Source organism: Rhizobium sp. SVR5-9E, assembly GCF_056755095.1.
Genome location: NZ_JBNDHS010000002.1, coordinates 168,144 through 182,285, shown reverse-complemented (window position 1 = coordinate 182,285; position 14,142 = coordinate 168,144). Strand labels below are relative to the sequence as shown.

Annotated in this window: 11 protein-coding genes; 9 read left to right on the top strand and 2 right to left on the bottom strand. The window is 61.1% G+C overall.

Translation table 11 applies throughout. From position 1 onward, the window contains the following. Position 1 precedes the first annotated feature (1 nt). From ftsW to murB, 4 genes are all read left to right on the top strand, one after another. Entirely contained in the window at positions 2 to 1,156 is a 1,155-nt protein-coding gene (gene ftsW, locus ACPYOJ_RS02155; RefSeq protein WP_168830683.1) for a putative lipid II flippase FtsW, read from the top strand. Between the two features lie 153 nt (positions 1,157 to 1,309). Next, positions 1,310 to 2,434, top strand: coding sequence for an undecaprenyldiphospho-muramoylpentapeptide beta-N-acetylglucosaminyltransferase (gene murG, locus ACPYOJ_RS02150; RefSeq protein ID WP_481414778.1), 1,125 nt, complete (start codon positions 1,310 to 1,312; stop codon positions 2,432 to 2,434). Next, a complete protein-coding gene (gene murC / locus ACPYOJ_RS02145; RefSeq protein WP_481414777.1) occupies positions 2,431 to 3,846 on the top strand; it encodes a UDP-N-acetylmuramate--L-alanine ligase in 1,416 nt (471 codons plus the stop codon). Before murG ends, murC begins: the two co-directional genes overlap by 4 nt. Beyond that, positions 3,843 to 4,817 (top strand): UDP-N-acetylmuramate dehydrogenase, encoded by a 975-nt coding sequence (gene murB, locus ACPYOJ_RS02140; protein ID WP_481414776.1) that lies wholly within the window; start codon positions 3,843 to 3,845, stop codon positions 4,815 to 4,817. The genes murC and murB overlap by 4 nt, the downstream gene beginning before the upstream one ends. Positions 4,818 to 4,824: 7 nt before the next feature. Here the strand turns inward: murB and ACPYOJ_RS02135 are convergent, their stop codons facing one another. Together ACPYOJ_RS02135 and ACPYOJ_RS02130 are read right to left on the bottom strand one after the other, a co-directional pair. Next, entirely contained in the window at positions 4,825 to 5,922 is a 1,098-nt protein-coding gene (locus ACPYOJ_RS02135; RefSeq protein ID WP_481414775.1) for a metallophosphoesterase, read from the bottom strand. Positions 5,923 to 6,033: 111 nt separating this feature from the next. Next, entirely contained in the window at positions 6,034 to 7,338 is a 1,305-nt protein-coding gene (locus tag ACPYOJ_RS02130; protein ID WP_481414774.1) for an MFS transporter, read from the bottom strand. A gap of 496 nt (positions 7,339 to 7,834) precedes the next feature. Here ACPYOJ_RS02130 and ACPYOJ_RS02125 point away from each other — a divergent pair, with 496 nt between their 5' ends. The 5 genes from ACPYOJ_RS02125 (at position 7,835) to lpxC (ending at position 14,013) form a co-directional block, all read left to right on the top strand. Continuing rightward, entirely contained in the window at positions 7,835 to 8,761 is a 927-nt protein-coding gene (locus tag ACPYOJ_RS02125; protein WP_481414773.1) for a D-alanine--D-alanine ligase, read from the top strand. Next, positions 8,749 to 9,681, top strand: coding sequence for a cell division protein FtsQ/DivIB (locus ACPYOJ_RS02120; RefSeq protein WP_481414772.1), 933 nt, complete (start codon positions 8,749 to 8,751; stop codon positions 9,679 to 9,681). The genes ACPYOJ_RS02125 and ACPYOJ_RS02120 overlap by 13 nt, the downstream gene beginning before the upstream one ends. After that, positions 9,678 to 11,009: a cell division protein FtsA gene (gene ftsA, locus ACPYOJ_RS02115; protein WP_168830691.1), complete on the top strand. Its 1,332-nt coding sequence runs from the start codon at positions 9,678 to 9,680 to the stop codon at positions 11,007 to 11,009. The genes ACPYOJ_RS02120 and ftsA overlap by 4 nt, the downstream gene beginning before the upstream one ends. Before the next feature lie 56 nt (positions 11,010 to 11,065). Beyond that, positions 11,066 to 12,769: a cell division protein FtsZ gene (ftsZ, locus tag ACPYOJ_RS02110; RefSeq protein ID WP_481414771.1), complete on the top strand. Its 1,704-nt coding sequence runs from the start codon at positions 11,066 to 11,068 to the stop codon at positions 12,767 to 12,769. Positions 12,770 to 13,056: 287 nt separating this feature from the next. Then, the gene (lpxC, locus tag ACPYOJ_RS02105) at positions 13,057 to 14,013 is read left to right on the top strand and encodes a UDP-3-O-acyl-N-acetylglucosamine deacetylase (protein WP_481414770.1); all 957 of its coding nucleotides are present in this window, start codon (positions 13,057 to 13,059) and stop codon (positions 14,011 to 14,013) included. Positions 14,014 to 14,142: the final 129 nt, after the last annotated feature.

Below are 14,142 nucleotides of genomic sequence, written 5' to 3'. Positions count from 1 at the left end.
CATGGTAAGCCGCGCGGAACGTGGGCCTTTGGCCGATTGGTTTTGGACCATCGACCGCTTTTTCCTTGCGATGTTCATCTTCCTCATGGGCATCGGCTTCATGCTCTCCTTCGCGGCCTCGCCGGCGGTTGCCGAGCGTATCGGGCTTGAGCCCTTCCATTTCGTAAAGCGCCACGCGGCCTTCATGATCCCGTCGATAGCCGTCATGATCGGGCTTTCCTTCCTGACGCCGCGCCAGGTGCGGCGGACAGCGATCGTGCTGCTCGTCGTCTCGCTGGCGATGATGCTTCTGGCGCTTTTCTTCGGGGTCGAGGTCAAGGGTTCCCGCCGCTGGGTAACGCTCGCCGGCCTCTCGATCCAGCCGTCGGAATTCATGAAGCCGGCCTTCGTCGTCGTCTGTGCCTGGCTTTTCGCCGAGCATGCGCGCCAGCCCGAAATCCCCGGCAATCTCTTTGCGATCATCCTCTTCGGCATGGTTGCTTCGCTTCTGGTCGCTCAGCCCGACCTTGGCCAGACGATCCTGACGACCGCTGTCTGGGGCGGCATGTTCTTCATGGCCGGCATGCCCTGGATATGGATCATTCTGCTCGGCGTCGGCGGCGTGGGCGGTCTGGTCACGGCCTATTATGTCTTCCCGCACGTGGCGGGACGAATAGACAAGTTCATGACCGGCGAGGGCGATACGTTTCAGATCGACACCGCCCGTGAGGCCATCATCCGTGGCGACTGGTTTGGCCAGGGCCCGGGCGAAGGCATCGTCAAGCGCATCATCCCGGACGCCCATACCGACTTCATCTTCTCTGTCGCTGCCGAGGAGTTCGGCATCGTTTTCTGTATCGCACTCGTTTTGCTGTTCACGGTCCTTGTTTTGAGAGGGTTGTCGCACGCATATAAGGAGAAGAACGATTTCAACCGGTTTGCCGTTGCTGGCCTCGTGCTGCAGATGGGCATCCAGTCGATCATCAATATCGGCGTCAATCTCGAACTGCTTCCGGCAAAGGGCATGACGCTGCCGCTGATTTCCTATGGCGGCTCGTCCATGGTCGCGATCTGTGTCACCGCCGGTTTCATTCTCGCGCTGACGCGCCATCGCCCGGAAAAACGTGCCCAGGAGCGGAGCCTCTTCCGCGTGCCGCACGGAATGCCGGCGGAGTAAGATAATGGCTATGTGCGGCGTTAACCCCCTCACCCTAGCCCTCTCCCCGACGGGGAGAGGGGACGCCTGCGGCCCGGCATTTGCCCTTCTCCCCTCGGAGAGAAGGGGCCGGCAGGCGGATGAGGGGGTATATGCCGTTGAAAGGCGAATCCCATGAATAAAGGCATTGTCCTGCTTGCCGCCGGAGGAACCGGCGGCCACGTCTTTCCCGCGGAGGCTTTGGCCTACGAGCTGAAGGCGCGCGGTTATTCCGTTCACCTCGTAACCGACAGCCGGGCCGAGCGCTTTGCCGGTAAGTTCCCCGCAGACGAAATCCATGTCGTGCCGTCGGCGACGATCGGTTCGAAGAACCCGGTTGCCGTCGCCCGCTCGCTCTGGACGCTCTGGACTGGAATGCGGGCGGCGAAGAGGTTGATCCAGCGCGTCAAGCCCTCGGTCGTCGTCGGCTTCGGCGGATATCCGACCGTGCCGCCGCTGCTTGCGGCCACACGTCTCGGCGTACCGTCGATGATCCACGAGCAGAATGCGGTGATGGGCCGGGCCAACAAGGCACTGGCGCAGCGTGTGCAGGCCATTGCGGGCGGCTTTCTGCCGGAGAACGGCGGCGCTTACCCCGAGAAGACCGTAACGACCGGCAACCCTGTCCGTCCGGTGATTATCGAAGCTGCGAAGGTGCCATACAAGCCTTCCCATGCCGGTGAGCCCTTCAACCTCGTCGTCTTCGGCGGCAGCCAGGGTGCCCAATATTTCTCGAAGGCAATGCCGACGGCCATCAGCCTGCTCGACGACGAACTGCGTGCGCGGTTGCGCATCACCCAGCAGGTGCGTCCCGAAGACATGGAGATGGTCAGCGGCTGTGTCGCACAGCTCCGCATGGGTGCGGATATTGCGCCGTTCTTCACTGACATGGCGGAGCGTCTTGCGAATGCGCATCTGGTGATTTGCCGTTCGGGTGCCTCGACTGTTTCGGAAATTTCCGTGATCGGCCGCCCTGCCGTGCTGGTGCCTTATCCGCATGCGCTTGATCACGATCAGGCAGCAAATGCCGCTGCTCTTGCCGCGACAGGCGGTGCCAAGGTCATCGCGCAGTCCGAGCTGTCCTCGGAGAAGATCGCGTCGATCCTGACCCAAGCGATGAACGACCCGGAGAAGCTTGCCCGCATGGCAGCGGTGGCAAAGCAGGCTGGGAAACCGGACGCTGCGAACTTGCTTGCCGGCATGGTTGAGGCTATTGCCGCCGTACGTACGATTGCAGACTTCAAGGGGGCGCACACATGAAACTGCCGAAGGCCATAGGTCTCGTCCATTTCATCGGTATCGGTGGCATCGGCATGAGCGGCATCGCCGAGGTGCTGCACAATCTCGGCCACAGGGTTCAGGGATCTGACCAGTCCGACGGCGCCAACGTGCAGCGCCTGCGCGACAAGGGCATCAAAGTCTCCGTCGGCCACAAGGCCGAAAACCTGGGCGACGCCGAGGTCGTGGTCGTCTCGACCGCCATCAAGAACGAAAACCCGGAGCTCATCGCCGCGCGCGAAAAGCTGTTGCCGGTCGTGCGCCGCGCGGAGATGCTTGCCGAGCTGATGCGCTTCCGCAATGCGATCGCCATCGGCGGCACGCACGGCAAGACGACGACAACATCGTTGGTCGCGGCGCTGCTTGAGGCGGGCGGGCTTGATCCGACTGTCATCAATGGCGGCATCATCAACGCCTATGGTACGAACGCCCGCATGGGCGAGGGCGAGTGGATGGTCGTTGAGGCCGATGAGTCCGACGGCACCTTCCTAAAGCTTCCAGCCGATGTTGCGGTCGTCACCAACATCGATCCCGAACATCTCGATCACTATGGCAATTTCGACGCCGTCCGCGCCGCGTTCCGGCAGTTTGTCGAAAACGTTCCGTTTTACGGCTTCGGCGTCATGTGCCTTGACCATCCTGAAGTGCAGGCTCTTGTCAGCCGCATCGAGGATCGCAAGGTTGTCACCTACGGCGAAAATCCGCAGGCCGATGTCCGCTTCATGAATGTGCGTATCGACGGCGCGCGGTCGATCTTCGATGTCGAAATCCGCCGCCGCCGCACGGGGCAGGTGATCCGGCTCGATGATCTCGTGATGCCGATGCCCGGCCGGCACAACATTTCAAATGCAACGGCCGCTATCGCGGTTGCCCACCGTCTCGGCATTTCGAACGCAGACATCGCGAAAGGACTTGCCTCCTTCGGTGGTGTCAAGCGGCGCTTCACCCTCACCGGCGAGTGGAATGGCGTTCAGATCTTCGACGACTACGGACATCACCCCGTCGAGATCAAGGCCGTCCTGAAGGCGGCGCGGGAGGCCTGCAAGGGCCGCGTCATTGCCGTTCACCAGCCGCATCGCTACACCCGCCTATCGAGTCTGTTCGAGGAGTTTGCCGGCTGCTTCAATGACGCGGACAACATCCTCCTCGCTCCGGTCTATGCCGCGGGCGAAGACCCGATCGAAGGCGCGAATTCCGAAGCGCTGGTTTCACGCATCAAGGCGGGCGGCCATCGAAACGCGCGTTTACTTGCCACGCCGGAGCTTCTACCGGAAATGATCGCTGAGATTGCAAAGCCAGGCGATTTTGTGGTTCTGTTAGGGGCAGGGAGTATTACTTACTGGGCAGCCGCGCTGCCCGGGCAACTGGAAGGCCTTTCGGGAAAATCCGCATGAAACAGGTGAATGGGGAAAAGCTTCTCAAGTCTCTAGGCGCAGGTGTGAAAGACATCCGCGGCCGCATCACGCCGGATGCCCCGATGGACCGCGTCACGTGGTTCCACGCTGGCGGCCTTGCCGAGCTGATGTTCCAGCCGCATGACGAGGCGGACCTGATCGCCTTCCTGAAGATCCTTCCGGAAGGGGTGCCGCTGACCGTCGTCGGCGTTGGTTCGAACATTCTCGTGCGCGATGGCGGCATTCCCGGTGTCGTGCTGCGTCTCTCCGCCAAGGGCTTCGGTGGGCTGGAGCTTGCGGGTGACAATCGCATTCTCGCGGGCGCTATCTGCCCGGACAAGCACGTAGCCGCAATGGCGATGGACAACGGCATCGGCGGTTTGCATTTCTATTATGGCATCCCCGGCAGCATCGGCGGAGCGGCACGCATGAACGCAGGCGCCAACGGCAGCGAGACCCGCGAACGTGTCGTCGAGGTCAATGCCATCGACCGCAAAGGCAAGAAGATCGTGCTGTCGAACAAGGAGATGGGGTATTCCTACCGCCATTCCGCTGCCTCGCCCGACCTGATATTTACGTCCGTGCTGTTCGAAGGCTACCCGGAGGATCGCGCGAAAATCCGTATCGAGATGGACGCTGTGCGGAATCACCGCGAGACGGTCCAGCCGATCCGCGAGAAGACCGGCGGCTCGACCTTCAAGAACCCGGAAGGCCATTCGGCCTGGAAGCTGATCGATGAAGCTGGTTGCCGCGGTCTTGTCATCGGCGGTGCGCAGATGTCGTCGCTTCACTGCAACTTCATGATCAACATGGGGCAGGCGACCGGCTACGATCTCGAGTATCTCGGCGAGCAAGTCCGCCGCGAAGTGTTCGAGAACTCCGGCATCAAGCTCGAATGGGAGATCAAGCGTCTCGGCGCCTTCATGCCGGGCCGCGAGGTGCGGCCGTTCCAGGGCGTGACCAGCGAATAAGAGCGCTTCAGCGCAGGGCTTTGCTGAAGGCGGTGTCGAACCTGACGCCGCCTTTGTCATCTGCGGCTTCGCCGATCGCCACATCCATCGTGTTGCTTGTCACCCGGACAAGACAGAAGCCGCCCATGAAGGCTGCCTTGGCCTTGAAGACGTCGATGCCGTTGACCTTGTAGGCCATCGGCGTGTCGTGCTCATGGCCGTGGAAGATGCCGATTATATTGTAGCCGCTGAGGGTTGCGAGCAGATCCTGACGTTCTGATTCATCCCACCAATGCGGCGTGCCGGTTCCAGCGTCGTCGAAGGTCTTCTTTTTCGGATCCCAACGCTCGACTGAAAAATGGTCCCAGCCATAATGCTGAAAGATGACGACTGGCCGGCCGTCGGCAGCGTAGGTCGCGAGATCCTCTTTCATCCAGCCGAGACCGCTGGCTGTGCCTTTGTTGGTGTCACCGCCGTATCGCTGCGCCTGTATGAGATGCAGGCCGCCCCAATTCCAGGAGTAATTGTCCGAGGCTTCGTCATAGTTGTCGACGGGCACCAGCGGCTTGAAGAAGACGCTCGGCTTGTGATTCATTTGCACGTAGTCGCGAAGCTCGTCGCGATACCAGTCGGTCTGCGGCGGGCGCCCATCCTGATCGAGATCGTGGTTGCCAAGCCCGACATAGACCGGGAAGTGCACCTGGTCCGGGCCGCGGCCCTGCTGGTAGCGATGCGAGAACTGCAGGAGCTGAGAGCCTTCGGCGAACTCCGCAGTCTGTCCGCCGCCATCGTCGGTGACGTCGCCGCAGACGATGATGCCTTGCGGGCGGGCGATACGCTGCCCTGCGGCGCTCAAGCCACTCGGCTTGCCGCCGATCGCGTCCGGCCACGTCTGGTGATGAATGTTATTGAGCGCCAGAATATGCCGCAGCAGATTCGCGTCGGTTTTGCCTTCCTGCTGGCAGTTCGGGCTGAGCCCGTCTCCGAAACGGCAGGCATGGACGTCGTTGATGACGAGGAAGGTAACGTTGACAGGTGGGATGGTTGCCGGCCGCGCGATCGATGGCATGGATAAGGCAACGCCAGCAGTCAGGCCCTGTGTCAGCAGTGATCGCCTTGTCAGCATCCCTGTTCTCGTCCGTTCTGAAGGAACAGTATGCTCAACGCCAACAGGCAGCAACAAAAAGGCCGCGGCGGTTTTCCGTCGCGGCCTTCGAACTTACGCAGACAGTCTCGATCAGACTTCGTCGCGACCGGACGCCAGGATGCAGATCAGCGTGATCACGGCGGCGAGGCCGAGATAGTAGCCGACATAGGTCATGCCGTAGGTTGCCTGCAGCCAGGTCGCGATATAGGGCGCCAGCGAGGCGCCGAAGATGCCGGCAAGGTTGAAGGTGATCGACGAGCCGGTGTAGCGCACTGCGGTCGGGAAGGGTGCCGCCAGCGCGGTGCCGATCAGGCCGTAGGTCATGCCCATGAGAGCCATCGCGACGATGGCGAAGACGACGATGCTTGCTTCGCCGCTGGTCATCAGGCCGGGCAGGAAGAAGGAGAAGATACCGATCAGGACCGTCGTCAGGATCAGCATCTCACGGCGTCCGAATCTCTCGGCGAGCTTGCCGACGATCGGGATGAAGATGCCGAAAACGACCGAGCCGATGATCTGGATTTCCAGCGCGTCCAGGAACGGTATCTTCAGGACCTTAACGTTGTAGGAGAGAAGATAGGCCGAACCGATATAGAACAGCACGAAGGTGGCGAGTGCCACGAAGGTGCCGAGGAAGAGGCTGCGTTTGTGCCTGCGGAAGAGTTCGCCGACCGGCACGGCAACACGCTCATGCTTGTCGATCGCCCTTTGGAAATCGGGCGTTTCGGTGATCGAAAGACGAACCCAAAGGCCGATGGCGATCAGGATGATCGAGGCGATGAACGGCACGCGCCAGCCCCAGCTCAGCAGTGCATCCTGCGAGATGACCTGAAGAAGCAGCCAGAAGACCGCGGAGGACAGGAACAGGCCGACCGGGGCGCCGAGCTGCGGGAACATGCCGTACCAGTCGCGCTTGCCCTCCGGTGCGTTCTCGGTTGCCAGCAGGACCGCGCCGCCCCATTCGCCGCCGAGACCGAAGCCTTGGCCGAAGCGGCACAATGCCAGCAGAAGCGGTGCGACGACGCCGATGGAGTCGTAGGAGGGCAGGAGGCCGATAACAACCGTGGAAATTCCCATGGTGAGGAGAGCGGCGACCAGCGTCGTCTTGCGGCCAATCCTGTCGCCGAAGTGGCCGAAGACCACGGCGCCGAGAGGGCGCGCGAAGAAGGCGATCGAGAAGGTGGCGAAGGAGGCGAGGAGAGCGGTGGTCGGATCATTGTTCGGGAAGAACAGCGTCGGGAAGACCAGGACGGCTGCTGTCGCATAAACATAGAAATCGAAGAATTCGATCGTGGTGCCGACAAGGCTCGCGATCAGAACACGCGCCGGCGAATTGACTTGCGCACTGTTCGATGAAGCAGGTGTCGGCGATACGGTAGATATCGCTTCAGACATTTTCATTCCATTTTAGGATTTCATATTGAGGGCGGCCCTCGACGGGGTCGCCGGCGTCTTAACGCAATTTTTAGTGCACGCAAACGTTAAGTAAGCAAGAAAGTGATGAAATTGGACGCCCAGGCATGAGGATCATTTCCTGCGTGGCGCCCGTTGACCGGTGTGCTTCTGGTTGGCCTGCCTGGAAATTGCTCGACAAGGCACAGGGACTGGGGCCTTCTCCAGATGTCTCGCAGGTTACCATGTGCCGATTTTTCATGCTCTGAGCGAACTTCAGCAGGCGGCCGCAAGGCGCTGATTTGGAGTCGAAAACTTAGAGGCACCCGCCAGCTCAGAGGCGTTCGAAATCGTGGCCGCGGACGATCGGTTAATAAAAGTAAACACTTCATTAACCATAATGTTGTCTTATCCCTACGCTGTCTGAAGTGAGCCGGATTCGCCGGCAAGTGTGGCGCAAACCACGAAACGCAGGCTGAAAGTTATTTTGGGGGTAAGTATGAGTCGCAAGCATGTCGCTGTCCTGATGGGCGGATTTTCTTCGGAGAGACCGGTAAGTCTGTCTTCGGGAACGGCTTGCGCGGATGCTCTCGAAGCCGAAGGCTTTCAGGTTACCCGCATTGACGTCGATCGCGACGTTTCCGCGAAGCTTGAGGCGCTTCGTCCCGATGTCGTCTTCAACGCGCTGCATGGTCCTTTCGGTGAGGACGGCACGATTCAGGGCATCCTGGAATATCTCGAAATTCCCTACACGCATTCGGGCGTCCTGGCCTCTGCGCTTGCGATGGACAAGGGCAAGGCGAAGGGGGTTGCCGCTGCGGCAGGCATTCCGGTTGCGCAATCAGAGGTCATCAATCGCTTTGCCTTCCCGCCCGAGCACCCGATGGCGCCTCCCTATGTGGTGAAGCCCGTTCGCGAGGGGTCGAGCTTCGGGGTCCTGATCGTTCAAGAGGATCAGTCGCATCCGCCGCAGATCATCAGCTCGCCTGAGTGGCGCTACGGCGAAGAAGTCATTGTCGAGCGGTACGTTTATGGCCGTGAGCTTACCTGCGGCGTCATGGGCGACAAGGCTCTTGGCGTGACCGAGGTGGTGCCGCAGGGTCACAACTTCTATGACTATGACGCCAAGTACGCGGCCGGCGGCTCAAAACACGTCATTCCGGCGAAAATTTCACCGAATATTTACCAAAAAATACAAACATTGGCGTTAAGGGCGCATCAAGCAATTGGTTGTCGCGGCGTTAGTCGGTCCGACTTCCGCTATGACGATCGGTTCTCCGAAGACGGTGAAGTTATCTGGCTGGAAGTGAATACCCAGCCCGGCATGACGCCAACCTCCCTTGTGCCCGAAATGGCCGGCCATGCCGGTTATTCCTTTGGTGAGTTTCTGCGCTGGATGGTGGAGGACGCTTCTTGTTCTCGTTGACGGTCAAAAGGATAGGTCGCCCGAGTCGTCAATCGGTCATCGCTCTGCCTGAGGGCGATGGCCGGATGGTTCTGCCGCGCCCGCTGCGCCGTATCGTGCGCTTCCTCGTCAGCCTGGGAAGTGGCCGTATCCATATTCCGGCCCATGCGGGTACGGTCTCCGCTCTGGTGTTCTTCGCGGCGACCGGTCTCTACGGAATGTCGCTCGGCGGCCATACGGAAGCGGTCGCGCAGGCGACGACGACGGCGGCCGGATTCGCGATCGAAGATGTGAAGGTCTCCGGCAATTCGGCGACCTCGGAAATCGAGATTCTCCAGCTTCTCGGGCTTGATGGCACGACGTCGCTGGTGGCGCTCGATGTCGATGCTGCGCGCCAGAAGATTGCCAAGCTTCCCTGGGTCGAAAGCGTCGAGGTCAGGAAAGTCTATCCGAAGACGATCGAGGTGAAGCTGAAGGAGCGCCAGGCCTATGCGATCTGGCAGCACGGGCAGGAACTTTCGCTGATCGAGAAGAACGGCAGCGTGATCGCGCCGCTTCGCGACAACAGGTTCTCGTCGCTGCCTCTCGTCGTCGGCCGCGATGCGGAAACAGCTGCGGTTTCGCTCGAAGGCGAGTTTGCGAAGTGGCCCGACATCAAGTCGCGCGTGAAGGCTTATGTTTGGGTCTCCAGCCGCCGCTGGGATTTGCACATGGACAACGGCATCGTCGTGAAGCTGCCCTCGGAGGACGTCGATCAGGCGCTCGCCAGACTCTCGAAATTCGACAAGGAACAAGATCTTCTGGCGCGTGACATCGCAGCCGTCGATCTCAGGTTGGCGGACAGGACCGCAATCCAACTGACCCCGGAGGCCATGGCGCGCCGGCAGGTCGTTCTCGATCAGCGGACCAAGGATTTGAAAAAGGCGGGGCAGAATATATGAGCTTGTTCGGTTCATCCCATTTTGGATTGCCGCGCCTGAAGCCGCTTTCGTCGAAGCGGTCTCACATCGTTTCGGTGCTCGACATCGGCTCGACCAAGGTCGTCTGCATGATCGGCCGTCTGACGCCACGGGAAGAGAGTGAAATCCTTCCGGGCCGTACGCACAACATCGAAATCATCGGCATTGGTCATCAGCGCTCGCGCGGTATCAAGACCGGTGTCATCGCCGATCTCGATGCGCTCGAGAGTGTGATCCGTCTCGCCGTCGACGCGGCCGAGCGCATGGCGGGTCTTACCGTCGAAAGCCTGATCGTCAACTTGACTGCCGGCCGTCTCGGAAGCGACGTTTACACGGCGACGATCGATCTCGGCGGGCAGGAAGTCGAGCTGAACGATCTCAAGAAAGTGCTTGCAGCCGCTTGCCAGCAGTCGCTGCGCCAGGATCGCGCTGTGCTCCACTCGCTTGCCACCGGCTTTTCGCTCGATGGCGAACGCGGTATCCGCGATCCGCTTGCGATGTTCGGCGATGTTCTCGGCGTCGACATGCATGTCGTGACTGCCGAACGTGCCGCTTTGAAGAACCTCGAGCTTAGCGTCAATCGCGCACATCTCTCCGTCGAAGGTATCGTGGCAACGCCCTACGCGTCGGGTCTTGCCGCTCTCGTGGACGACGAGGTCGAGCTCGGCTGCTGCGCGATCGACATGGGTGGCGGCACGACGACGCTCTCGGTCTTTGCGGAAGGCAAGCTTGTTCATACCGATGCGGTCGGCCTTGGCGGTCACCACGTCACCACCGATCTGGCGCGCGGTCTTTCGACCCGTATCGAAGATGCGGAGCGTCTGAAGGTCGTTCATGCTTCGGCGTTCTCGAATTCTTCCGACGAGCGCGAGCTGATCTCCATCCCGCCGATCGGCGAGGATGAGCGCGATCAGCCGACTCAGGTGCCGCGCGCGCTCGTCTCGCGCATCGTGGCTGCGCGCATCGAGGAAACGATGGAATTGATTCGCGACCGTATCCAGCGCTCGGGCTTCAGCCCCATCGTCGGAAAGCGCGTCGTGCTGACGGGCGGTGCCAGCCAGCTCACCGGTCTTGCGGAAGTGGCGCGGCGCATTCTCGCCCGCAACGTTCGCATCGGCCGCCCGATGGGCGTCTCTGGCCTGCCGACGGCAGCCAAGGGCCCGGCCTTTTCGACGGCGGTCGGCCTGATGATCTATCCGCAGGTCGCGGACATGGAAACACATGCGTCACAGAGCGGTCTGCTCATGTCGCTTGGGGGTAATAACAGCCGCATCGCCCGGATGGGCCAGTGGCTGAAGGAAAGCTTCTGAAATTGAGTGAATTGGCCGGCGTGGCGATGCGGCCATAGAGAGAAGGAACTGGTAACATGACTATCAAGCTGCAAAAGCCTGACATCACAGAGCTGAAGCCGCGCATCACCGTATTCGGTGTCGGTGGCGGCGGCGGCAACGCTGTCAACAACATGATCTCCGCCGGGCTCCAGGGCGTCGACTTTGTTGTCGCCAATACCGATGCCCAGGCGCTGATGATGACGAAGGCCGAACGCATCATCCAGCTCGGTGCTAGTGTTACCGAAGGCCTGGGTGCCGGATCGCAGCCGGAGGTCGGCCGCGCAGCCGCGGAAGAGTGCATCGATGAAATCATCGACCACCTCAACGGCACGCACATGTGCTTTGTCACTGCCGGCATGGGCGGCGGCACGGGCACGGGCGCGGCTCCGGTCGTTGCTCAGGCGGCCCGCAACAAGGGCATCCTGACCGTCGGCGTCGTCACCAAGCCGTTCCACTTCGAAGGCGGCCGCCGCATGCGGCTCGCCGAAGCGGGCATCGAGGAACTGCAGAAGTCGGTCGATACGCTGATCGTCATTCCGAATCAGAACCTCTTCCGCATCGCAAACGACAAGACGACCTTCGCCGACGCGTTCGCGATGGCCGACCAGGTTCTCTATTCGGGCGTTGCCTGCATCACGGATCTGATGGTCAAGGAAGGTCTCATCAACCTCGACTTCGCAGACGTCCGCTCGGTCATGCGCGAAATGGGCCGTGCGATGATGGGCACCGGCGAAGCTTCCGGCCAGGGTCGTGCGATGCAGGCTGCGGAAGCCGCGATCGCCAACCCGCTGCTGGACGAAACCTCGATGAAGGGTGCTCAGGGTCTCCTGATCTCCATCACCGGTGGCCGCGACCTGACGCTCTTCGAAGTCGACGAAGCTGCGACGCGCATCCGCGAAGAAGTCGATCCGGATGCCAACATCATCCTCGGCGCGACCTTCGACGAATCGCTGGAAGGCATCATCCGCGTCTCCGTTGTCGCAACCGGTATCGACCGTGCGCTCAACCAGCAGGCGGCCAAGACCTTCCAGCCTGCCGCCAAGCCGGCTATCCGTCCCTCCGCGGCCGCTGCTCCGGCACCGGCCGCAGTTCAGCCTGCGCCAGTTATGCAGGCACCGAAGCCGGTCGACACGATCGCGCAGGCCATCCGCATGGCGGAAGCCGATATGGAGCGCGAGCTCGAGATGCCAGCTCCGCGTCAGGCAGCGCCGGTACAGCAGCCTGCTGCTCAAGAAGCCTTCCGCCCGCAGAGCCGCATCTTCGCAGCCGCTCCGGAAGTCCCGGCCGCTCGCCCGGCTCCCGTGCAGCACGCTCCGGCACCGGTCATGAGCCAGCCGGCTCCGCAGCCGGTCATGCAGCAGCCGATTCGCCAGGAGTCTGCTGTCATGCAGCCGGTCCGCATGCCGAAGGTCGAGGACTTCCCGCCGGTCGTTCAGGCCGAGATTGACCGCCGCACCCAACCGGCCGCTCCCCAGGCACATGAGGAGCGTGGCCCGATGGGCCTGCTGAAGCGAATCACCAATTCGCTTGGCCGCCGCGAGGAAGAGGTCGCCACGGAGATGACGGCAGCGCCAGCCGCCGCTTCGCAGCAGCGCCGCCCGCTTTCGCCGGAGGCGAGCCTTTATGCACCGCGCCGCGGGAATCTCGACGATCAGGGCCGCGCCGTTCCGCAAGCCCGCATGGTGCAGGAAGACGACCAGCTCGAAATTCCTGCATTCCTGCGCCGCCAGTCGAACTAAGCGCGCCACCGAATCGCCACGGATGTGCCCGGGATAACAGTCCCGGGCACAGGCGTTTCAAAGCGGCACGAAACCGCATATTTTCCGAAGCAATTCAAGCGGATGTTTCGTAACAAAGCGAAACGAACAGTGATTTGGATTGCAGCCCTGTCACACGTATGTATGGAGCCCGGCCACCGTGCCTCGCTGCTTCATGGCGACAATTCGGCGGTGGGCAAGATTACTTGGCGGTTTGCTTTCCGTGCTTTTGGCGCTAGGGACCGCAAGGGCAATAAAGGCAGATATTTATGGTTATTGGCATGCTTGGCTTCCAGACGACGGTTTCGCGCCCGGTGACGCTTTCGGGCATCGGCGTCCATTCCGGCGCGGAAGTCTCCATTACTTTCAACCCGGCTGAAGTCGATACCGGCGTCGTTTTCCAGCGTGTTCATAAAGACGGTAGCGCTACCGAACTGCGTGCAGTCTCCTCTCAGGTCGGTAACACTGATCTCTGCACTGTCCTCGGCTTTTCGCCGGCGCATTCGGTTGCGACGATCGAACATGTCATGGCAGCAGTCTATGCGCTTGGCCTCGACAACGTCCTGATCGAAGTCGATGGCGCCGAAATGCCGATCATGGACGGCAGCTCGATGCCCTTCATCGAAGCGATCGAGCAGGTCAGCCTCGTCTCGCAGGGTGTGAAGCGCCGCTATATCCGCATCACCAAACCGGTCCGCATCGAGCACGGCGGCTCCTGGAGCGAATTCCGCCCGTATGACGGTACCCGTTTCGAAGTAGAGATCGATTTCGACTGCCCGCTGATCGGCCGCCAGAAATGGGAAGGCGACCTGACTGCCGCGAGATTCAAGTCCGAGCTTGCGCGCGCGCGCACCTTCGGCTTCATGCGTGACGTGGAACGTCTCTGGGCCTCCGGTCATGCGCTCGGTTCGTCGCTGGAGAATTCCGTCGTCATTTCCGACGACAATACCGTCGTCAACGTCGAAGGCCTGCGCTACGCAAAGGACGAGTTCGTGCGTCACAAGACGCTCGATGCCGTCGGCGACCTGGCGCTTGCTGGGGCTCCGTTCATCGGCTGCTACCGCTCCTATCGCGGCGGCCACAAGATGAATGCCAATGCTTTGAAAGCCCTGCTCAGTGATCCGACGGCCTATGAAGTTGTCGAGACATCCGCTACACGCCCACGCACGGCGCCCCGCGATTTCATCGCGGTCAACGCACCCGGATTCGCTCCCTGGTCGGCATGACCTCCAAACCGAAATTTAGGCCAGGCCGCCCCTTCGAGGGGCGGTTTTTTTATGGGCATTCGACAGCGAATAAATGTTCTCCAGCATATGTTTAAGTGCAAAACGCGCAATTAAAGACAAAAACCGAGG